A 23,404-nucleotide genomic window follows, 5' to 3' on the forward strand; every position below is an offset into this window, starting at 1 on the left:
TAGCTCATGCAACTATTGTTTGAGGCGAACATGGACCTGATTAACTTTCGAGTAGGAAAAAAAACAATATCACTCAAAATTTTAGATATCCTATTAACTGAGCGCTACGAGGGCAATCTCACATCACTGCCAAATGACAACCCAAGCTTTTTAGGTGTCAAAGACTATATGGGCACACCCACTCCCATTTTTGATTTGGGCCTAATCTTAAATAACAAGTCATCATATGAAACCAACCAGTCTTTGGTTGAACTGTTACAACAAAAAGAGCAGGACCAAAAAGCATGGCTAGCAGAACTTGAACTCAGTGTGCACAATGACGTTCCATTCACCAAAGCCAGAGACCCCAAACAATCAGAGTTTGGCATGTGGCTGTATAGCTTTAAAACAGACAATGAAGATTTAAAAGCTATTTTGGCGCGTTTTGAAGAACCTCATTCTAGGCTGCACACTGTAGCAGATGAAATATTATCTCTGTGCAGCAAAGGTAATAAGGAACAAGCAATTGCTCTGTTAGACAAAGAGAAGCTCACCACCTTTACAAAGTTGATTCGGTTGTTTGAGTCCGCAAGGGATCAAATCATACTCGACCACAAACCAATCATCGTCTTTACCACCGAAAATGGACAACAACCGCATATTGGCTTACTTGTCGATAGAGTTGAAGATAACATTCACTGTGAAGCGTCAGATATCAAACCACTACATGAAATGACCAATGTTGGTTTTGATATTGATCCGCAAACCAAGAAAATGATGAAGGGATTGATAAAACAAGGGGATAATCACAGTTTGGTGTTAGATCCAAGCGCGATTTTTAGGCCAGAACATCTACAAGGCTATGCGCCAGAAGAAACCGAAGAGTACGGTTTGTTTTAAAGCAATTAGCTTAAAAACAAAAAACGCCGCTACAGAGCGGCGTTTTTTTATAGTATTAGCAATTAAGCTTTTGCTTGACGGCTTGCGCGCTTACGCTCGCTTTCAGTCAATAGCTTCTTACGAATACGGATGCTTTCAGGCGTTACTTCTACCAGCTCGTCATCATCGATGAACTCAAGCGCTTGCTCAAGTGTCATAACGATAGGTGGTACAAGGTTTTGCGCTTCATCAGTACCTGATGCACGAACGTTAGTTAGCTGCTTACCTTTAAGCGCGTTAACTGTTAGGTCGTTATCACGTGCGTGAATACCGATGATCATGCCTTCGTATACTTCAACACCGTGACCGATGAATAGCTTACCACGGTCTTGTAGGTTGAATAGTGCGTTAGTCAGTGCTTTACCTGCCGCGTTTGCAATAAGTACACCGTTCTTACGCTGACCAATGTTACCACCTTTGTGTGGACCGTAATGATCAAACGTGTGGTACATTAAACCAGAACCAGACGTCAGCGTCATAAAGTCAGTTTGGAAACCGATAAGACCACGAGAAGGCATCATGAAGTCCATACGGATACGGCCTTTGCCATCTGGTGCCATGTCAGTCATTTCCGCTTTACGAAGACCAAGTTGTTCCATGATAGAACCTTGGTGCTCTTCTTCGACGTCAACTGTTACCGTTTCGTACGGTTCTTCTAACTGACCGTCTACTTCACGAAGAATTACTTCTGGACGAGATACAGCTAGCTCGTAACCTTCACGACGCATGTTTTCGATTAGGATACCTAGGTGAAGTTCACCACGACCTGATACGCGGAAGCTATCTGGGTTGTCAGTTTCTTCAACACGCAGTGCTACGTTGTGTACCAGCTCAGCTTGAAGACGCTCAAGGATATTACGTGATGTTACGAACTTACCTTCTTGGCCTGAGAACGGAGACGTGTTTACTGAGAACGTCATCGTTACTGTTGGCTCATCAACAGACAGTGCAGGTAGCGCTTCAACTGCGTTTACATCACATACAGTATCAGAGATCTTAAGTTCACCTAGACCTGTGATCGCAATGATATCGCCCGCTTGCGCTTCTTGCGCTTCATGACGGTCAAGACCTAAATAAGTCAGTACTTGGCCAACTTTACCGTTACGTGTTTTACCATCAGCGCCAACAATCGTTACCTGCTGATTTACTTTAACAGTACCGCGCTTGATACGACCAACACCGATTACACCGATGTAAGAGTTGTAGTCTAGCTGAGAGATCTGCATTTGGAAGTCGCCAGCTGGATCTGCGTCTGGCTGTTCTACCTGCTCTACAATCGCTTCAAACATAGGTTGCATGTTGTCAGACGGCTCGTCTAAATCAAGCGTTGCCCAACCGTTGATTGCTGATGCATAGATAACTTGGAAGTCAAGCTGCTCGTCTGTTGCACCTAGGTTATCGAATAGGTCAAATACCTGATCCATTACCCAGTCAGGACGTGCGCCTGGCTTGTCAATTTTGTTGATAACAACAATAGGCTTAAGGCCAAGAGCAAATGCTTTTTGCGTTACGAAACGCGTCTGAGGCATAGGGCCTTCTTGTGCATCTACTAGTAGAAGTACAGAATCAACCATTGATAGTACACGTTCTACTTCACCACCAAAGTCGGCGTGTCCCGGGGTGTCTACGATATTGATGTGGTAGTCGTTCCACTCAATGGCGGTGTTTTTCGCCAAGATTGTGATACCACGCTCTTTCTCAATATCATTTGAATCCATTACACGCTCTTCGTTGCCACCGCGTGTCTCTAACGTGCCAGACTGTTCTAGCAGCTTATCGACTAGGGTAGTTTTACCATGGTCAACGTGTGCGATAATCGCAATATTTCTTAACTTTTCAATGCTCATTACTGTTACTCAGAGAAGTTGGCCTTCAGTGATCCTAGTCGATCCACGCAAAATTGCGCACCTAAGATACCGTTCCACAATTAAAGGTCGCGTATTATCCCCTAATAATGTGACAGATGAAAGTTTATCCAGAGGATTTTTTTCCCCTTTACCGCAATTTACCGCCGAAATCAGATACTTTTTTGTCTATTGTTTGTTCCTGTGCAAAGTACTAAACTGCCTGATAAGCCCATAGCAAAATGGGTAGTAAGAAAAACAAAGGAACGAAACATGAAATCACAGTCTTTAATTCTGATTGTGGAAGATAATCGCGAAGTCAGGCTCGCAGCGCGGTTTGTCTTGGAAGATTTTGGCTATCAAGTCGAAGAAGTGGAAAACCCCGTACAGGCACATGAGTTTCTCCACCATACCCAGCCAGCCTTGATCATGCTCGACATGAATTTTGATTTGGACTCCACTTCGGGTGAAGAAGGATTGCGATTTTTGCGCAACCTAAAAAGAGATGAAATCGATATCCCTGTCATTGCGATAACAGCCTGGTCAAACACCGATTTAGTAGTGCAGGCAATGCAACTTGGGGCCGTCGACTTTATTGAAAAGCCTTGGCAAAACCAGCGCCTCGAGCAAGTGATTCAGCAGCAATTAAAAATTTCTGGGCTGCAAAAAAGCAACTCAGCCCTTAGCCAAGCTCTCGCGCCAAATGAGGGCGAGCCCATTTGGCAAAGCGCCGTCATGCAACACCTGATGGCACAGCTCAGCGCTGTGGCCCAAACCGATGCAAATATTCTTATCACTGGCGAAAATGGCGTAGGAAAAAGTCATATTGCGACTTGGATCCACAATCAATCGCAGCGCAATACACACCCATTTATTTCACTCAATATGGCTGCAATTCCAGAACAATTATTTGAAAGCGAATTATTTGGTCACGTCAAAGGCGCATTTACTGATGCAAAATCAGAACGTGTTGGTCGTTTTGCATTGGCACATCAAGGCACCTTATTTTTAGATGAAATAGGCACCTTACCACTGGCTCAACAAGCAAAATTACTCCGGGTGCTTGAAACTGGTGAATTTGAAATGGTGGGGTCAAGCAAAACCCTTACCAGCGATGTTCGGCTTATCAGCGCAACCAATGCGGAGTTTGAGCAACTCATCGCGAAGAATGAGTTTCGACAAGACTTGTATTATCGTCTCAATACATTCGCATTTACTATCCCCGCTTTACGTGAACGTATTGATGATATCGTGCCACTTGCCGAACACTTTTTAACTAGCCACGGTGCCAAATATAACAAGCCAAATCTCACTATCGGGCCCTGTGCTAAGCAAGCATTAATGCGATATGGCTGGCCCGGCAATACGCGAGAGTTAAGTCACTTAATGGAAAGGGCTGTATTGCTCTGCCAAAACAGTGTCATTCTCGCCAATGATTTACACCTGCCCCATGCTCAAGGAAATAAGCTCACAGATACATTGCCAGAGATGACGCTAGAACAAGCCGAAAAACACCTTATTGTGCAAGCTCTGAATAAATTCGACGGCAATAAAAACAAAGCGGCACAACAGCTTGGGATCACGAAACAGGCGCTGTATCGGCGGTTAGAAAAATATGCATTGGAAGAATAATAGCCTCGAAGGATTTTGGAAAAGACAGTGCCTACTGCTAATCCTAATACAAATAAGCTTGCTCACAATTTGCTGGCAGTTTGGTCTGGTTCAGGAAAAACCGCTTTTAAACATTGTAACCATAAGCTGCTTGGTAACTTGGGTCGGTGTAACTATTTGGACATTTTACCGTATTGTCACACAAGTCAAATCCTCTTATTTACGCAGCACAATCCAGTTGGAGTCATGTCGAAAGCAAGACTTTAGCCAACAGGCAAAAGCCCGTTTCCCTACCGGGGTAGTCGGTCAATTCCACCACCAGCTAAACAAACTAAGTGATGACTTACTTTCAACAAAAGAAAGTGAAGACAAAGATTCAATACTACTTCTTCGCTTGGTCAAACAGCTAAACACCCCTATTTTAGTGTTTGACGAACGCTTACAATTAAGTTTTGGCAACCAGGCCTGCAGCGCGTTATTTGATAAGCCTTGGCAAACACTGCGTTTTACAACTGCCGCACGACTTGGCTTGGATCACCAGCCCGATTGGCACTTTAAAGATGAGAAACATCAGCAAAGATGGCAAGTACGCCATAGTAACTTCAACCACAACGGACATACCTATCACTTGCTGGTCATGACAGATATCCAAATTGCATTAAGAGAGCAAGAGCTCAAAGCTTGGCAAAGATTGATCCGGGTCATAAGTCATGAAATCCGCAACTCCTTAACGCCCGTCAGTACAATGCTAGAGAGACTCAAACACAGAGCAACAAGCGAACGCGATAGCGCCGCTTTCGAGGTAATTGTAGAACGCTGCGAACACCTAGCTGAGTTTGTCAAAAGGTACGCGCAGCTACAGCAAAGTGTCACTGTCAAAGCCTATGAGCAGCCTTTTGAGCAGGTATGCACGGAGCTCACCTCCTTATTTCCTCAAGCACATTGGCAACTAGAAGGTCAACATTTACCATTGCATTGCGATGCAACACTACTTAAACAAGTACTTATCAATTTAACCAAAAATGCTTTGGAAGCCTGTACAGATCGGCCCCAGCTGACCCTGTCACTGAAGCTTAAAAACCACGCTGCGACGATAAGCCTCACTGACAATGGCCATGGCCTAAGCAATCCAGATAACCTATTCGTTCCCTTTTATTCCACAAAAGATCGCGGTGAAGGTATTGGTTTGATGTTGTGCCAACACCTCACAGAGCAAATGAATGGCCAGTTACAGTTAATAAATCGAGCCGATGGACACCGTGGTGCCTGCGCGGTGATCTCATTGACGCAACCTACCCCTTGAGTGTCCGAATTTAATATAGTGAGGTCCGGTTTCGGACTTCACTGTTTTAAAATAAGAGAACAAAAACACAAAAATCGAATAAAATCAAAACATTAAAATTTGGCATATGGCTTGCTCAATCCTTTACATCATCAATAAATCATAAAGATAAATATGGACGTCGTTAGATCAAAAACAGTAACGCCAAAACACTCTCTTAAGAGAAAAATTACGGCACTAGTTGTCTGTACCGCTGTGCTAGGCGGTGTATTTCACTTCACTTCATCATCTAGTTCCACCAGCTTACAACAGAGCGGCTTAATTATCGCGACGGTACAACGAGGTGATTTGGCTATCCAAGTTGATGGATATGGCGTACTGCGTTCCAATCAGCAAAAGCTGTTAACTGCACAAAGTAGTGCCACTGTCAGCGAAATACTACTGCGCCCTGGAGCGGTTGTATCATCCGACTCTGTGATCTTAAGAATGCAAGATCCCGACCTCAAACAGTCGATCGAAACTGCTCGTATGGCACTGCAAGAGCAAGAAGCCAATTTACGTCGTCAAAAACTCGCCAACCAAAGGGAGCGCCTCTCTGAAAAAGCCACTCAAGCACAGCTTGAGAGTGAGTACCAATCGCTGGTATTACGCCGCCAAGCACAGCAAGTGCTGCGTGACCAAGGCGTAATACCTGCCATAGATGTGCAAACCGCAGAGCTAGAAGAGCAACAGCTAGGTGCGCGCGCCGAATTGCAGCGTCAGCGTATAACTCAGCTTGCTCAACTACATCAAGAGGATATTGAAATCTCTCAGCAACAAGTGAATCAAGCGCGCTCTAACTTAGCCAGATTGGAGCAACGCGCTCAGCAACTGGAAGTCACAGCGGGGATCAGCGGCACCATCCAACGCCTAGCTGTTGAGCTTGGACAAAGTGTGTCTGCAGGTCAAGAACTGGCACAGGTAGGGAGTAATTCGGACTTACAAGCGCTGATCCGCGTACCGCAGTCAAAAGCAGAGCAAATCAAAGTCGGACAATCAGCAACTATCGATACTCGCCGTGAACGTGTTCCAGCCACCGTGACTCGCATCACGCCACAAGTTCAAGATGGCACCATCGAGGTTGAGCTGTCATTTTCCGAGGGCGTACCTGAGTCTGCAAGACCAGAATTAAGCGTAGAAGCCGAGATCCTCACCAACCAATTAAATAATGCTTTATATGTAGAACGTCCAGCTAATAAGCAAGCCCATAGTGCGGCTGAGTTATACGTAATCCAAGGCGAGCAAGCCGTTGCAACCACAGTACGATTTGGCGCAGACGCAGGTCGACACTTGCAAGTTTTAGAAGGTGCACAGGAAAACCAACGAGTCATTCTCTCAGACATGACACAACACAGTGAACATAAAACCATCACATTACTTTGAACCCGATAACAAAAATAAAAGCAAGGAATTAGACATGAAAGAAAGTGTATTAACAATGTCAGGTGTAACCAAAGTATTCTGCACCGAAGAAATGGAAACCCATGCACTTAGAGGCATAGATTTGACCATTTATCGCGGTGACTTTGTGTCAATCTGTGGCCCCTCTGGCTGCGGTAAATCAACTTTACTGTCCATTTTAGGGCTACTGGATATGCCCAGCTCAGGGAAGTATCAAATTGAGGGCGAAGAGGTCAGCCAGCTTACTTTGGCACAATCAGCTTATATTCGTAATGAAAAAATCGGTTTTATATTCCAGTCATTTAACCTGATTGATGAACTGACAGTCTACGACAATGTAGCGCTGCCACTGAGGTATCGAAAAGAGCCGTTGCCAGAACAGCAAATCAAGCAAGCAGTGGAAACTTGCCTAGCTAAAGTCGACATGAGCCATCGTGCCAGCCACAAACCCAATCAACTTTCCGGAGGCCAACAACAACGTATCGCCATTGCCAGAGCACTGGTTGGTCAGCCGAGCATGTTGTTAGTCGATGAGCCAACAGGAAACCTAGATTCAATCAACGGCGATGCGGTGATGGCCATGTTGCAACAGCTCAATGCTGAAGGCACCACCTTGTGCATGGTGACACATGATCCGCGCTATGCCGACATGGCTACTCGGCAGTTACATTTGCTCGATGGCAAAATCATCGATAGCGAAGAGCATAGCGACACTAAGCTTGCGTTTGAAATTCCACTAGCACAGTAAGTAGGTGCCATTATGTTGAAACACAATTTATTAATCGCTATCAAAAGCCTAGCACGAGTTAAGAGCTATGCACTTACCATCATCATGACCTTAGGCGTCACTTTAGGTGTGATGGTGGCTATGTATAACTTGAACTACCAAATCATTGCCGCCCCGCTGCCTTACCCTGATCAGGATAGGCTGATCCTAGTGCAAGGTCAGCTACTCGCTGACGGTGAAGTAAAGCGTGAAAATTACCTGCCCTTTCTCGGCGCAATTGAAGCCTATAAAGATCAACACCCTGGGATCGAGACTTTCGCGCTACACAATATCAGCATAGATGTTGAACAAAGCTTGCCAAACAGTCCAACCTTTAATACTGGCGCCATCACACCCGAGTTTATGCAGATCATCGACGCACCGCTGGCACTAGGGCGTCACTTTACAAAAGATGAAGGACTCGACAGCAATCAGCCTGTTGCCATTATCTCATATGATGTCTGGCAAACTCACTTCGGTGGCAGTAGTGAAGTGCTATACCGTTCTGTGACTTTCAAAGGCATCAGCTTTATCATCGTTGGCGTGACTGCTGAACACTTCGCTGAGCCTGTATTGGCAACCCCCACTTGGCGCACCGATGTGTGGTTCCCTTATGACTATCGCGATACTCCAGATCCAGTTTGGACATTTTCCTCCAATCAGGTGCACTTGGTAGGTAAACTAGCCAAAGATGCAGATATCAACCGTACTCAGCTAGCACTCAATAATTGGCTGATGGCACGCTATCCAGCAGCGGTTGCGGATGATCCCACTGTGGCAAATACCGAAGTTAAATGGCGTTTTACAACGTATAAAGAGCGCATTATTGGCGATGCAGGCAATACCAGTATCATGATGTTAGCAGGCAGTGTGGTGCTACTTCTTATCGCCCTCAGTAACATAGGTAACCTCGTCTTATCTCGTGCTGTTGAGCAACAACGCGCTTTTGCTATTCAAGCAGCACTGGGCGCACAACCTCACCACTTATTCAAACAAGTACTGGTTGAATTATCCTTGCTATTCGCTGCCGCACTCATTGTTGCCACCGGTATTGTAAGCCTTATTTTGGGCTTATTAAAAGCTGGATATGCAGGTCCGCTTGCACGTTTAGATGAACTCAGCCTCAACATGAACACTGTGCTATTTGCGATTGCTTTAACACTCATTCTTAATTTCGCGCTCGCTTGGGTGGTCAGCAAGCAACTGAATTACAATGCCATTATTGGTGCATTGCAAAGCAGTGGCAAGGGTTCTGGCGTACAAGTCTCTAAGCGTACGCGCCAAGTACTGGTATCAATGCAGGTATTTTTTTGCATCTCATTGCTGGTGTTATGTGTGAGTATTTTCAAACAAAGCTGGGCACAGCTCACAGCACCAACTCATATCAATACTGAAAATACTGCACAGATCGCTTTAAACGTTGGCACCTTGCTCACTGACATGTCGCCGGAACAGCGCGCCACACTTGTGCTAGACGCGACAGAGCAACTTAATCAACACAGTGACGTTGTGCGTGCAGGTGTTGGGAGTTATCCACCTATCTCTTATTGGTTAGAACAGTTCTCCTCATATCATTCGCAATTAGAGCCCGGGATGGATAAGCCTATCGTGACACACAAGCGCGTTTGGGGTACACGCGGCTATTTTGAAACATTCGGCCTAACTTTAACGCAGGGGCGACACTTTACTGACGCTGAAGCCAGAGATAGAGCACCTGTTGTGATCATCAACGAATTTATGGCGAATATGATCAAAGCCTCTGGAAAAGAGCCGATTGGCGCTAAATTGTATGCACGCAACTCAAATGAACCCATCACCGTGGTGGGTATCGTAGGTGATTTGAATTTGCCAAACCAACCTCCAATCTCTAGGACCTATCGTCCTCGCGTAAATACTGGATACCCTATTATCGTGGTCGAAACAAAGCCCAATGTGCAACTAACTCGACAAAGCATCAATGATTTGCTGGCGCAAGTACACTCACAAATACGCGTTTATGACTTACAAACCACGGAGCAAATTTTGTCCTCACACCTCAAATCACAGCGTGTCGCTAGCATCTTTACTATTGTGCTCTCAGCCGTGGCGGTGATTTTAGCAGGTATTGGGATTTACGGCGTATTTAGCTATGCAATTGCCCTAAGGCGTTATGAGCTCGGTATTAGAATGTCAATTGGTGCAACGCCTTTGGCCATTTTCAAATTGGTACTTGCAGAAAACATGCTGCCATTTTTAATCGCAGCCACTTCGGCTACCTGTGCTTTACTTATCGGCTACTTTAGCGCAGCTTCAACGCCTATTATGCAAATGATGACTGTATGGAGTTGGTTTATCCCGGTCGCTCTAATAGCAAGTCTAGTCATTGGTATCACCTTGCTATCAACCTGGAAAATCATTCGCCGACCGGCACAGTATGCATTAAAAGGGGCCTAATTATGGTTCAAACCAGCCGCCAGCCCAAATATAGCGTCACGATAATTTCCTTCCTGAGACGTTGTTTTTGGCTTGTCGTGGCGGCTGGTTTATTTGTACTACCAATAAGTCACATAGATATGCTACACATCATTTGTAACTACGACCCCGCTACTCAGCCAACATGTACTAGTCACGCATTTTTGCATACACTCAAAGTATTGGAGTGGCTGGAATAGTCAATGGCACAACCAGCCACAGCAAACGCACCAAAATAGTGCAGCCCGTACTTAATTGGTGCACCTATTTAGTTCAATTGTCCATTACTTGCTATATGAAAAACAATTAAATATTAATTTTCAATAACTTAAAATTCTGGCACAGATCACGCTTAGAGAAGCGCAGTTAAGCAAATTATTGCAGCAAAAAATAACCCACGAGTCGGAGGACACATGTCACAATCGGTTTTAGATTTTATTAAAGAGAATGAAGTTAAGTTTGTAGATTTACGTTTCACGGACACAAAAGGTAAAGAACAACACGTTTCAATCCCTCATCACCAAGCCGATGAAGACTTCTTTGAAGACGGTAAAATGTTCGACGGCTCGTCAATTGCTGGTTGGAAAGGCATTAACGAATCTGACATGGTATTAATGCCAGATGCAAGCACAGTTAAGCTTGACCCATTTGCTGAAGAAACGACTATGATCGTACGCTGTGACGTACTTGAGCCTTCTACAATGCAAGGCTATGAGCGTGACCCTCGTTCAGTTGCCAAGCGCGCAGAAGACTATATGCGCTCTACAGGTATTGCAGACACAGTACTATTCGGTCCTGAGCCAGAATTCTTCTTATTCGACGATGTTAAATACAAAACTGACATGTCTGGCTCTATGTACTCTATCGACTCAGAAGAAGCATCTTGGAACTCTGACAAGAGCTACGACGAAGGCAACACAGGCCACCGTCCAGGCGTGAAAGGTGGTTACTTCCCAGTTGCACCAGTAGACTCTTCACAAGACTGGAGAAGTGCTACTTGTCTAGTACTTGAAGAGTTTGGTCAAGTTGTAGAAGCACACCACCATGAAGTAGCAACAGCAGGTCAAAACGAGATCGCTACGCGCTTCAATACTATGGTTATTAAAGCGGACGAAATCCAAGAGATGAAGTACGTTATCCACAACATGGCACACCACTACGGCAAAACAGCGACATTCATGCCTAAGCCAGTTGTAGGTGACAATGGTTCTGGTATGCACTGCCACCAGTCTCTAGGTAAAGATGGCCAAAACATCTTCGCAGGTGACAAATATGGCGGTCTATCTGAAGATGCACTTTACTACATTGGTGGTATCATCAAGCACGCTAAAGCAATCAACGCGTTTGCAAACGCTTCAACTAACTCATACAAGCGTCTAGTACCAGGGTTTGAAGCGCCAGTAATGCTTGCATACTCTGCACGTAACCGTTCAGCTTCAATCCGTATTCCTGTTGTACCTTCAGAGAAAGCACGTCGTATCGAAGTACGTTTCCCTGACCCAACAGCTAACCCATACCTTGCGTTTTCTGCAATGCTAATGGCTGGCCTAGACGGTATCAAAAACAAAATCCACCCTGGCGATGCAATGGACAAAGATCTTTACGATCTACCTGCTGAGGAAGCTGCAGAAATCCCAACTGTTGCAGCATCACTTGATGAGGCGTTGGCATCTCTTGACGCTGACCGTGAATTCTTAACTCAGGGCGGTGTATTCACTGATGACTTAATTGATGCTTACATTGCACTTAAGTCTCAAGAAGTTGAAAAGCTGAACATGACAACTCACCCTGTTGAGTTCGAAATGTACTACAGCGTATAACGAAAAATATGCTCGCAGCGAACAGAGGTAGCTCGTTACCTATGCGCAATGTTCGTTGCATTTAATAGTGTAAATGCGCGCTTAAATCATATGTGTTCTCAAGCCCGCAATAGCGGGCTTTTTTATGGCAAAATCGCGGTAAAACCTCTACAGTTAAACAGTGAGTAATAGCGCTTGCACAATGTTGAGAATGAGACAATGATAATGTGCTTTAACACTGTTCAATTTTTAGGGTGAGGTTGTGGTGAGTCGACTGTGGTTAGTAATAATATTATGTCTAGCGAGCCATGCTGCCTATGCTGATAAAAAGGTGTACCGCTGGAAAGATGAAAATGGTAATTGGGTCTATTCAGACACACCGAGAAAAGGTGCTGCGGAAGTCAAAATTAATACGCACTTCCTAACGATGCCAGCAACAGACACCTCTGTTTTAGGAAACAGTTCAACACAACAAACCGCAACTGAGTACAAAGCAACCATTATCGCCCCGAATCACAAACAAACGCTACGTGATAACACGGGTAGCGTGTATGTAAGTGGACAGATCACCCCTAGATTTGCAAAAGACTTTACTGTGCAACTTTATCTAGATGGCAAGCCAACAGGGCCAAAACAACATACGATCACTTTTGCTTTGCGCAATGTGCCTCGAGGTGAGCATTCAATTCAGCTGATGGTTTTTAACTCCAAAGGTAAGGTTGTTACTAAAAGTGATGAAACCATTTTTTATTTGCACAAAGCCAGAGCAAACCAATAAAAATAAACACAAAATTGATACCACAGCATGAGCAAGCCAATAACAACAGCACACTGTTCATTTTTGTGTTAAATTACTATGCACCAACTTGGTGCAAGGCGACCCATAATGGAACACCTCAATTCATCGATATTGCCTGAACTGTGGCAAAACTTATCAACGTCAGTCATTTTACTCGACGAAGACTTCAAGATTCACTATGCCAATAACAGCGCCAGCGAATTATTAGGTCTAGGACAAAAGCGTCTCATCGAACAGCCTTTTGAAAGCATCTTTCATCACCATTTAATCGATCTAAAACGGCTCAAGCGCTATGTGCTTGAAGATGGTATTGATTGCCAACAACATAAAGTAGACGTTGTATTCATTGACAATAGAGCCAGCACTATCAATTTGTTCGCTCGCAAATTACATATTAACAATCGCAATTTCATTCAATTGGAATGCCGTCGAATTGATGAAGAACTACGCTTTGACAAAGCATTTAATCAGGACCACCAATATCAAGCAGCTCGCAATCTGATCCGTGGATTAGCGCACGAGATTAAAAACCCACTCGGTGGTATACGCGGAGCGGCGCAATTATTGCAGTATGAAGTTGAACAACAAGAGCGAGATGAGTGCGCACAGTTGATTATCGCACAGGCAGATCGGTTAAGGGAGTTGGTTGACAGGCTACTGGGACCAAATGAGCTACCAAAGCGTACACTGTGTAATATTCATAAAGTGCTTGAGTCAATATTGAAGCTCAGTGCATTGGAAACCGAGCATGCACTCACGCTGCGCAAAGATTATGACCCCAGTATTCCGGATATTTGTGTGGACGAATCAAAAATTCAGCAAGTGGTACTGAATATAGTGAGAAACGCTCAGCAAGCGCTACAAGGCAAAGGAGAGATCTGTGTTACAACCCGAATTTGTCACCGGGTTAGGCGCGGTAAATTAATCCTCAGAAAAGCGTTGCTCATAAAAGTTGCCGATAACGGACCTGGCATAGATGAAGCGTTGAAAGCGACGCTTTTTTACCCCATGGTTACCAATAAAGAAGGTGGATCAGGGCTTGGATTATCCATTGCGCAAACCTTGGTCGAGCAGCATAACGGCTTTATCGAATGCGATAGTTGGCCAGGACATACAGAGTTTTGTATCTACTTACCCTTTGAAAATGAGCTAGGGAGCAAATAATGAAAAGTGTGTGGTTAGTTGATGACGATGCTTCTATCCGATTTGTATTGGAAAAGGCTTTATCTAGAGCAGGCTTTGCAACGGAGAGCTTTGCCAATGGCCAAGACGTCTTAACGGCCCTCGAATATGGTCAGCCTGCTGTCTTAATGTCAGACGTGCGCATGCCTGGCCTCGATGGAATGGCGTTGCTTGAAGAAGTGAACCGCCTGTATCCTTCACTACCAGTAATCATTATGACCGCCCATTCTGATTTGGACTCCGCCGTCAATGCATTCCAAAAAGGCGCGTTTGAATATTTAGCGAAACCATTCGACTTAGATGAAGCAACATCACTGGCTGACAGAGCTTACCGAGCGGCACAACAAAACGCCAAGACTAAACCACAAGAGACACTGACCGATCGCCCTGACATCATTGGCGAAGCCCCCGCTATGCAGGAGGTGTTTAGAGCCATAGGCAAATTGTCTGCATCCAGTATGAGTGTATTGATCAATGGTGAATCTGGCACCGGCAAAGAGCTGGTAGCAGGTGCATTGCACAATCATAGCCCCCGTAAAGACAAAACATTTATTGCGCTCAACATGGCTGCTATTCCCAAAGACTTAGTGGAGTCAGAACTCTTTGGCCATGAGAAAGGAGCATTTACCGGTGCGGACAGTGTCCGCCGTGGTCGCTTTGAACAGGCAAATGGCGGCACACTCTTTTTAGACGAAATAGGTGACATGCCATTAGATGTGCAAACGCGATTGTTGCGAGTATTGGCAGATGGTGAGTTTTACCGCGTAGGTGGTCATCAAAGCGTTAAGGTTGATGTGCGTATTCTCGCGGCGACCCACCAAGATTTAGAAAAGCTTGTCAGTGAAGGTCAATTTCGTGAAGATTTATTTCATCGCCTTAATGTCGTTAGATTGCGTATTCCCCCGCTGAGAGAAAGAAGCGTTGATATCGCAAAATTGGCAGAGTATTTTCTCGCCAAAAGTGCAAAAGAGCTTAAAGTGCCTAGTAAAGTACTCACTGATAAAGCACTGGCACAAATGTGCGCATTTCATTGGCCAGGTAATGTCAGACAGCTAGAAAATACCTGTCGCTGGCTAACCGTTATGGCACCCGGTGACATGGTTGGGCCGCAAGACTTGCCACCAGAGCTGATGCAACCAACTGGCACGGAGACACTTGAGCAAAACCAAGACTGGCTGGATGCATTTCAACTTTGGTTAGATCAACAACTAAAGCTAGGAGAAGATCACATTTGGCCGCAAGTACAGGCACAGCTTGAAACAAGACTCATTAAATCAGCACTTGCTGCATGCCATGGCCATAAACAAGATGCAGCCTTAAAGATAGGCTGGGGACGTAATACATTGACCAGAAAGCTGAAAGAGCGCAATATGCTAGAAAATGACTAGTAGGTCGACAGAGCATGAAACTGTTAGAAAATATCACCACCATAAAGCAACTTGAAATTATTAATCGCTTGGATTTTTTTACTGAGTTCACACTGGCTGAGCGGCAAGTGCTATTGGAATCATTCAGTCACTTATATCTAATTAGTAAAGATCGCTACGCATTTAAACGTTTTGAGCAAGATAACCGACTTTATATTATTTTAAATGGTGAATTACGTATTTTTGCCGAAAAAGATCACGTTGATATAGGCCACGTCGGACCGGGAGAGTTCGTCGGAGAAGGGGCATTTATCTCCAATCGCGAGCGAAGTACCAGCGCACAAGCCATCTCAGATACCATTGTATTGGCCATCACCTCTGAAGCTCTAACTAAGTTACCTGCCGTCATACGAGAAAAAATAAAAGACAAAATTATTGCGGGGATGAGTGAGCGTATTCACAAACTCAATCACTTTATCGAAGAGAAACTGTAAGTAAACGGTTTTTGAACTACAGAACATACCCTGTTCTGTAGTCACCTTCAGCCTAACAATTGTACATTGAATTACATGTCCAGCCATTGTAAGAAATGCAGCCTGGTACATGTGGCGAACTTGCATACATACCACCAGCCACTTGCGGCGTTTGCTCTGCATTTAGCTTTTTATTGTTACTTGTTAACTGTTTTACCGAACGTTTATTAAGTGCGATTTTCATCGTTATTTCCTTTTTATATGTTGATATTTTTCACACAGGACGCGCTTGCATCCTGATTAATAAATAACCACCAACAAAGCTTAAAAGCAACGATTTCAATCTGGATATTATTTCATTACAAGCCGTAATAATTGTGTGAGATAGTAAAGAGTTAACCTATTTAAAAACCAAGCACCTAATCCGGTCCATTCTGAAACAAAAAAGGGTGCGAGGCACCCTTTTATTAGTTGAGTAGTTCACTAAACAAATCAAACAACCTGTCTAATTCTTCAATGGTGTTGTAATGCATACAGCCAATACGCACTACACCGCCTTTGTCCATCACACCAAGTTGCTCACACAAACCTTGAGCATAAAAATTACCATCCCAAACACAGATATGATGCTGACCAAGAAATTCTGATACTTTACGTGGCTCAATTCCGTCAAACGTCAATGCAAACGTTGGCGTGCGCTGCCCTAAACGAGAGAGGTCATTGATCCCATACAAGGTGATCTGAGGAAAGTCAGCTAGTTTTGTAAGGAAATGTTGGCTCAGGGCCATTTCATGTGCTTTGGAGTTAGCAAATGCTTGCTCTAGTCTTACTCTTAAAGGCTTCGAGTCAGGTAACTCACTGAGTGATGCAATATATTCAATCGCAGCTATTACGCCCGCTAGCCCTTCAAAGCTTTGCGTGCCAGTTTCCCAACGACCTGGGATCACATCTTTTGCAGGCTCTACTTTGTAAGGTGTGAACCCTTCTAAATGCTCGCGCTTACCGTATACGATACCAACATGTGGGCCAAAGAATTTATAAGCAGAACATGCTAAAAAGTCGCAGTCTAAAGCTTGCACATCGATTAGCTCATGTGGTGCAAAATGCACGGCATCTACATATACTAAAGCACCCACTTCATGGGCCATCTCAACAATTTTCTTAATATCATTGATAGATCCTGTGGTATTTGATGCATAGGTCACCGCAACCAGCTTGGTATTGGCATTCAATAAAGATGCATAATGCTCTAGGTCAAGTGTGCAGTCTGATTCATCGATGCGCACAGCGTGTACCTGTGCACCTTTGTCTTCTGCAGCCTGACGCCAAGATGATACATTTGAATAATGATCGGCATTGGTGACTATCACTTCATCACCAGCTTGCCACTGCCTTGATATCGCTCGGCTAAAGCTAAACGTCAAGCTTGTCATATTCGCACCAAATACGATCTGATCGCTGCTTGGAGCATTAAGCAACTGTGCGACAGAGTGTCTAGCTCGACCCATCAGTTCAACTGTTTTATCACTTGAGAAAAAAGCACCACCAAGGTTTGAGTTAAAATAACCAAGGTATGCTGACATTGCACTCAGCACCGACTGAGGTACTTGAGAGCCACCAGGGCCATCTAAAAATATTGGAGCGACGCCAGATACTTCTTGCATCAGCGCTGGAAATTGGCGGCGAATTGGCATTAGATTCATAGAGACCTCTTTATGCGGTAAATACGAAACAATCTAAATAACCAACCTCTTCGGCATTTAGCTTATTCATTGGCGTAGCGTTGTGCCAGACTTCACGATCATTCACAAGTGCAAACAAACCGTCTTTTATTTCCATTTTAAAACATGGCTCAGCTTCTTTGTGTTCGTAGACCAATAACTCACCACCAGCAATATTTTCATGGGAAACACCGCATACACACACGTGATCAAAGCCATCTTGGTGTACACCTTCTGGTGCAGGAGGCGTATCACTTTCAATCGCCAACATTCTAAATTGATGTACTTCAATATCGGCATCATCTGCAACACCTGTCATCGCTTTAAATTCTTGCAATAGATGTTTAAACCCATCACTTTGTAATAAATCCGACTCCAAATTCTCATAAACACGCTCAACGTTGCCTTGGAAATGATTGATTGAGTCATCTTGAACAAAGGCTTTTGTTGGCTGTATTGAGACATTACCTGCGGCAAACTTCACCACCGAATAACGGCGTTTGCGAAATGCACCATCAGCGTAAGGATTGTCCGGCAAGCGGGAAAAAAAGGGTTTGACCGAGTCAATATGCGACTGTTGAATAAAACGAAGTTGAAGCAAATTCTGGTTGTTTACTGCTGTCATGCTTGCTCTTGCCTGTAGATGTAAAATTGGCAGAGATCTTAATCTATTTAGATGGAAATTTTGATTTTGAATAACTTGTTTTTATCAAAAGACAAGGATAAATATGCCATCTACAAACAATTGTTAGATTAATATGCCAATAATTTCAAATTTGGCAACTATTGCCTTGTAAGGCGATGGGCATTTTTGCTTAATCAATCGTTCTCAGTGCATGAATATTTACACAAGCATGGTACCGTACCATCAAAAATGAACTGAGTACCATGCCTTAGCAAACAATCTGGGAATTAAAGCTTTTCTTTGACTGCAGCAAGCTGCTCGGCAAAGCTCAGGTGACGTAAATCGCCTAAACCGACTTTTTCCGTTAAGGCCAATAAGTGACTTTCCAACTCAAGGAGCTGCGCCTCAACTTGATTACTCTTCAGTGCCTCTTTGCGCGAGATATGCTCTTGGTAAAGACTTTCCACTCTTAATAGCTGCAATTTAGCTAGACGAACCTTTTCTTCAATTTGCTCATAATCACGGACATTATTGCGAATATACACCTTGGCATATTCACTAGTATTACTCGCATCTAATGCAACGCTTGGCAATATCTTAGCCTTTGTTGATGCCGATATAGCACGCAATTGTGACAAGATTTCACCTAAGTAATAAAGCTCAACAGCACTTACTTCTAATGCTGTCAACTGTACATTAAAGTCAGCAAGCTCGGCTTCAACTTCTGGTTGCTTGCCATCGACTAACATCGCACGATACTTTTTATGGGCCTCACTTAACTTGCGGTATCGAGCAGGAAAATGCTCTTGCGCCGCAAATTTATCTAGAACAGCAAAGTGAGAACGAACAGGCTCCAAGACAGATAAGATCAATTTCTTTGCCGCCTGTGCGCCACCGACTAGGGCCAATACCTCTTGACTGAGTTCAATAATTTCACCACTGACAGTCTGAGAAGAAAAGAACGAGGCACTATCTAGTGCTTCAAATGGCTTGGCTTTTAAATCAGCAAAGTTTTTCTCAAGTTCCTGCCATTCTTTTTGCGCTTGTTGAACTCGTGTTCGGTCGTAATCAATCAGTGACTCAGTATTAGCCAAATACATTGCCTGCTGTGCTTCCTGATAAGCAGTTTCAGCACGACTGTATGCCGCTTGTACTTGTTCATTAGAAGGTGAAGACCCTCCGAGTGATTGCACTGAATCAAGTGTTTTGCACCCCGTTATGTTTAAAAGCACAGCCCCAAAAACTAAGCCAAACTTCATTCGCATTAGTAACTCCATTGTAATCCTGCGGTCAGAGAGACATTAGTATACTCTATTTCGGGGACACGCAAACGTCGGCCGTTCACTTCCTCTGTTACGGTATCTCGCTCTTTGTAATAAGCATCCACCCCAAACATCACAGCAACATGCTCAACCACCTGATATCTGACTCCCGTCCTTGCCATCATCCCCCATCCATTAAAGTTATCCGTCAAGGTTGTGGTTTCAAATTGCGTATTCTGAATTCGGCTGTACATTGGGCTGCTCAGCTCACCTTCAATATACCAACTAAATTTATCTTCTGGACGCACCAGCTTACTATCGTAACGCGCACCTATTGTGGCTAAAATTCCCATTTGATCTTCTGTCACAGAGATCACAGGCACTAACGAAGCAGGGTTGTCTTGCAATACGTCATCCCCATCTTTGGTTTGACCAGGCAAATCAAAACGAGGCACAGGATCCCCGTCTTCACGCGGCAGTGCTTTGAGTGCGTCGTCGAATCGTGTGGCACCCGGATTAACGAACTTAAAATTTGAACGAGTAAAGCTAGAAGTAAAAATTTTCATCCCAAACGTCAACTGAAGCGCACGTTGGTAGTTGTACGCTGCGGTAAACGCTAATTCGTTGGCTTTTACTTTAAAGTCATTCTGCTGGATCGCACCAAAGTCTTTTAATGACCAAGTCTCTTGATCTATCTCTGTCGAAATTGTTGCTGCACTGCCAATGTAAAACCCCCAACGTTCGTCAATCCCTGTATATGATAGCTGTCTAACTGCAGGGTTAGACACTGAGATCGATTGAGACAATTGGCCAAACCCTGCAACATCTGCAAGTGATTCGTTGTAATCTATAGACTCAAACCCCAATCGAATTTCACTGAAAGAAGGTAGTGGAGCTGCAGATACGCAGCCGCTAAATATCCCCAGCAAGGCAAATGTATATTTCATGGTTTTCCCCGATAATGTTCTTGTCTTGTATAACAAGGCACAACATTACAACCCCTTGCTTACAGGCCGATTGAAACGGTTTCATACTGACTATTGCATGTCAGTGGATGATATAAACATTAGTACAGACGTCTTTATAGTCAAGGACATAGACAAGACACCATCAAGTCACAGTGAGGCTTTGATTGACCTGATATATGAAAAAAGCTCGCCAAATGCGAGCTTTTTAAACCTTTACACCGCTTGTTGAATAATTACGCTGTCGGCTTTTTTGGTATAGTGCGACATTTTGTGGAAATTTAAATACCGATAAGTATCCGCCGCTGTTGCATTAATCTTCGCGGCAAACTCTTGATACTCATCTGGCGAGGGCAACCGGCCTATGATGGCTGCCACAGCAGCCAGTTCAGCCGAAGCCAAAAATACGTTCGCACCTGTTCCCAAACGATTGGGAAAGTTACGTGTCGACGTGGATACGACCGTTGCGCGATCTGCGACTCTCGCTTGGTTGCCCATACATAGCGAGCATCCAGGAGTTTCAATTCGCGCGCCAACCCGACCATAAATTCCGTAGTATCCTTCATCGGTCAATTGATCTTTATCCATTTTGGTCGGTGGTGCTATCCACATTCTAGTGGGTAATTGGCCGGTGAAATTATCAAGCAGTTTGCCGGCTGCGCGGAAGTGTCCAATATTGGTCATGCACGACCCGATGAATACTTCGTTAATTTCTTCGTTTTGAACTGTTGATAATAATCGGGCATCATCAGGGTCATTAGGAGCGCATAGTATCGGTTCTTTGATCTCGTTTAAATCGATCTCCAATACATGAGCGTATTGAGCATCCGTATCCGCTTCCATCAGATGGGGCCGCTCCAACCAAGCCTGCATTTTTGCAATGCGGCGTTCTATGGTACGTACCTCACCATAACCTTCAGATATCATCCATTTTAACATGACAATATTTGAATTAAGGTACTCTTCTACTGATGTTTGTGACAACTTAACAGTACATCCCGCAGCAGAGCGTTCCGCTGAAGCATCAGATAATTCAAACGCTTGCTCAACGGTTAAATGTTCAACCCCTTCAATTTCAAGGATCCGTCCTGAAAACTCATTGACTTTGCCTTTTTTCTCTACCGTCAATAAGCCTTGTTGAATCGCGTAATATGGAATGGCATGAACAAGGTCTCGCAATGTGATCCCAACTTGCATATCTCCTTTAAAACGCACCAAAATAGACTCTGGCATATCCAGCGGCATAACCCCTGTCGCAGCTGCAAATGCAACTGCGCCGGAACCGGCCGGGAATGAAATCCCTAAAGGAAAACGTGTATGGGAATCACCGCCGGTTCCAACCGTATCAGGCAACAACATACGATTGATCCATGAGTGGATAACACCATCACCAGGGCGAAGAGAGACACCCCCACGATTCATCATAAAATCAGGTAGCGTATGGTGCGTATTCACATCAATAGGTTTAGGGTAGGCGGAAGTATGGCAAAAAGACTGCATCGTGAGATCAGCTGAAAAGCCAAGGCATGCTAGGTCTTTCAACTCATCACGTGTCATTGGGCCTGTAGTATCTTGGGAACCGACAGTAGTCATCACAGGTTCACAGTATTGCCCGGGTCTTACGCCGTCAACACCACATGCTTTACCCACCATTTTTTGTGCCAGTGTATATCCTTTTCCCGTTTCGCCTGCTTGAGCAGGCTTTTTGAAAATACGCTCTTGCTCTAGGCCCAGAGAAGCCCTAGCTTTATCTGTCAAACCTCGGCCAATGATCAGCGGAATACGCCCTCCTGCCTGAACTTCATCTAAAATCACTTCTGATTTAAGCGTAAATTGAGAAATGACTTCATCCGTACCATAGCGTTTAACTAGGCCTTCGTAGGGATAAATGTCGATTTGATCACCCATATTTAGCTTATCGACGGGTAACTCGATGGGTAGTGCACCAGAGTCTTCCATGGTGTTGAAAAAAATAGGTGCTATTTTCCCACCCAGACAAATCCCACCTACACGTTTATTAGGCACAAAGGGAATATCTTCACCCATAAACCAAAGTACCGAATTCGTAGCTGATTTACGAGAAGAACCTGTACCTACGACATCACCTACGTATGCCAGTGGTAAACCTTGGCTTTTTAGTGATTCGAGTTGTGCTACCGGGCCTATCTCTCCTGGTTTTTCAGGTACGATCCCGTCGCGTTCAATTTTTAGCATCGCCAGCGCATGCAATGGAATATCAGGACGAGACCAAGCGTCCGGCGCAGGCGAGAGATCGTCAGTATTCGTTTCACCTGTCACTTTGAATACAGTAACTGAAATTTTCTTTGCTACAGCAGGTTTTTCAGTAAACCACTCAGCTTTTGCCCAAGACTCTATCACCTGCTGTGCATATTGATTGCCCTGTTGCGCTTTTTCTTCAACGTCATAAAACGCATCAAACATTAATAATGTATGCGATAGCCCCTTGGCGGCAATGGGAGCTAGTTGTTTGTCATCAAGCAGCTCTACCATAGGTGCTATATTGTAACCACCTAGCATAGTACCTAATAGCTCTACTGCATACACTTTTGAAATTAGGGGTGATGAGGTTTCACCTTTGGCGATGGCAGCAAGAAAACTCGCTTTTATATAGGCAGCATCATCAACGCCAGGCGGAACTCGATTGACCAATAAGTCTAAAATAAACTCTTCTTCTCCTTCCGGGGGGCTTTTTATTAAGGTAATTAAGTCTGCGGTTTGCTGGGCATCTAATGGTTTAGGGACGATTCCATTTTCCGCACGCTCTTCAACATGATTTCGATACTCTTGAAGCACGGTTTTATCCTCTTGGTGACGTGTTTTAATAAGCATTTTAGTATTTTTGTATATAACTGCTTATCTTTTAATCTAGCTATTTGAT

The 23,404-nt window shown here is 44.3% G+C and carries 18 protein-coding genes; 11 read left to right on the plus strand and 7 right to left on the minus strand.

The genetic code is table 11. The annotated features are described in order from the left end of the window. Positions 1–30: 30 nt before the first annotated feature. Entirely contained in the window at positions 31–879 is an 849-nt protein-coding gene (locus MHN81_RS17515; protein WP_023398468.1) for a chemotaxis signal transduction protein, read from the plus strand. A gap of 62 nt (positions 880–941) precedes the next feature. On the opposite strand, the gene typA is transcribed toward MHN81_RS17515, so the two are convergent. Next, positions 942–2,765: a translational GTPase TypA gene (gene typA, locus MHN81_RS17520; protein WP_023398469.1), complete on the minus strand. Its 1,824-nt coding sequence runs from the start codon at positions 2,763–2,765 to the stop codon at positions 942–944. 270 nt (positions 2,766–3,035) lie between these two features. Between typA and MHN81_RS17525 the strand changes: the two genes are divergently transcribed. The 10 genes from MHN81_RS17525 (at position 3,036) to MHN81_RS17570 (ending at position 15,953) form a co-directional block, all read left to right on the plus strand. Further along, positions 3,036–4,394, plus strand: a complete 1,359-nt coding sequence (locus MHN81_RS17525) for a sigma-54 dependent transcriptional regulator (protein WP_239426315.1) — start codon at positions 3,036–3,038, stop codon at positions 4,392–4,394. After that, a complete protein-coding gene (locus MHN81_RS17530; protein ID WP_239426316.1) occupies positions 4,378–5,676 on the plus strand; it encodes an ATP-binding protein in 1,299 nt (432 codons plus the stop codon). The genes MHN81_RS17525 and MHN81_RS17530 overlap by 17 nt, the downstream gene beginning before the upstream one ends. 153 nt (positions 5,677–5,829) lie before the next feature. After that, entirely contained in the window at positions 5,830–7,077 is a 1,248-nt protein-coding gene (locus MHN81_RS17535; RefSeq protein ID WP_239426317.1) for an HlyD family efflux transporter periplasmic adaptor subunit, read from the plus strand. A gap of 34 nt (positions 7,078–7,111) precedes the next feature. Further along, complete coding sequence (locus tag MHN81_RS17540; protein WP_023398473.1) at positions 7,112–7,843, plus strand: ABC transporter ATP-binding protein; 732 nt, start codon at positions 7,112–7,114, stop codon at positions 7,841–7,843. 12 nt (positions 7,844–7,855) lie between these two features. After that, positions 7,856–10,294, plus strand: coding sequence for an ABC transporter permease (locus MHN81_RS17545; RefSeq protein WP_239426318.1), 2,439 nt, complete (start codon positions 7,856–7,858; stop codon positions 10,292–10,294). 431 nt (positions 10,295–10,725) lie between these two features. Further along, the gene (gene glnA, locus MHN81_RS17550) at positions 10,726–12,132 is read left to right on the plus strand and encodes a glutamate--ammonia ligase (protein WP_023398476.1); all 1,407 of its coding nucleotides are present in this window, start codon (positions 10,726–10,728) and stop codon (positions 12,130–12,132) included. A gap of 241 nt (positions 12,133–12,373) precedes the next feature. Next, positions 12,374–12,889 (plus strand): DUF4124 domain-containing protein, encoded by a 516-nt coding sequence (locus MHN81_RS17555; protein WP_063383308.1) that lies wholly within the window; start codon positions 12,374–12,376, stop codon positions 12,887–12,889. Between the two features lie 108 nt (positions 12,890–12,997). Next, positions 12,998–14,074 carry a nitrogen regulation protein NR(II) gene (glnL, locus tag MHN81_RS17560; RefSeq protein WP_023398478.1) on the plus strand — a complete coding sequence of 359 codons (1,077 nt, stop codon included), beginning with the start codon at positions 12,998–13,000 and terminating at the stop codon, positions 14,072–14,074. Next, positions 14,074–15,480, plus strand: a complete 1,407-nt coding sequence (ntrC, locus tag MHN81_RS17565; protein ID WP_023398479.1) for a nitrogen regulation protein NR(I) — start codon at positions 14,074–14,076, stop codon at positions 15,478–15,480. The genes glnL and ntrC overlap by 1 nt, the downstream gene beginning before the upstream one ends. A gap of 14 nt (positions 15,481–15,494) precedes the next feature. After that, positions 15,495–15,953: a cyclic nucleotide-binding domain-containing protein gene (locus tag MHN81_RS17570; RefSeq protein ID WP_023398480.1), complete on the plus strand. Its 459-nt coding sequence runs from the start codon at positions 15,495–15,497 to the stop codon at positions 15,951–15,953. A gap of 52 nt (positions 15,954–16,005) precedes the next feature. On the opposite strand, the gene MHN81_RS17575 is transcribed toward MHN81_RS17570, so the two are convergent. From MHN81_RS17575 to acnB, 6 genes are all read right to left on the minus strand, one after another. Beyond that, positions 16,006–16,176, minus strand: coding sequence for a hypothetical protein (locus tag MHN81_RS17575; RefSeq protein ID WP_023398481.1), 171 nt, complete (start codon positions 16,174–16,176; stop codon positions 16,006–16,008). A 223-nt stretch (positions 16,177–16,399) separates the two neighbouring features. Continuing rightward, positions 16,400–17,635, minus strand: coding sequence for a cysteine desulfurase-like protein (locus tag MHN81_RS17580; RefSeq protein ID WP_023398482.1), 1,236 nt, complete (start codon positions 17,633–17,635; stop codon positions 16,400–16,402). A gap of 10 nt (positions 17,636–17,645) precedes the next feature. After that, positions 17,646–18,278 carry a 2OG-Fe dioxygenase family protein gene (locus MHN81_RS17585; RefSeq protein WP_023398483.1) on the minus strand — a complete coding sequence of 211 codons (633 nt, stop codon included), beginning with the start codon at positions 18,276–18,278 and terminating at the stop codon, positions 17,646–17,648. Between the two features lie 287 nt (positions 18,279–18,565). Next, positions 18,566–19,543 (minus strand): hypothetical protein, encoded by a 978-nt coding sequence (locus tag MHN81_RS17590; RefSeq protein WP_036975559.1) that lies wholly within the window; start codon positions 19,541–19,543, stop codon positions 18,566–18,568. Beyond that, positions 19,543–20,487, minus strand: a complete 945-nt coding sequence (locus MHN81_RS17595; RefSeq protein ID WP_023398485.1) for a hypothetical protein — start codon at positions 20,485–20,487, stop codon at positions 19,543–19,545. Before MHN81_RS17595 ends, MHN81_RS17590 begins: the two co-directional genes overlap by 1 nt. A 234-nt stretch (positions 20,488–20,721) precedes the next feature. Then, positions 20,722–23,319: a bifunctional aconitate hydratase 2/2-methylisocitrate dehydratase gene (acnB, locus tag MHN81_RS17600; protein ID WP_239426325.1), complete on the minus strand. Its 2,598-nt coding sequence runs from the start codon at positions 23,317–23,319 to the stop codon at positions 20,722–20,724. Positions 23,320–23,404 lie beyond the last annotated feature (85 nt).

The organism is Pseudoalteromonas sp. Of7M-16 (genome assembly GCF_022347805.1).
Taxonomy (GTDB): Bacteria; Pseudomonadota; Gammaproteobacteria; order Enterobacterales; family Alteromonadaceae; genus Pseudoalteromonas; species Pseudoalteromonas luteoviolacea_F.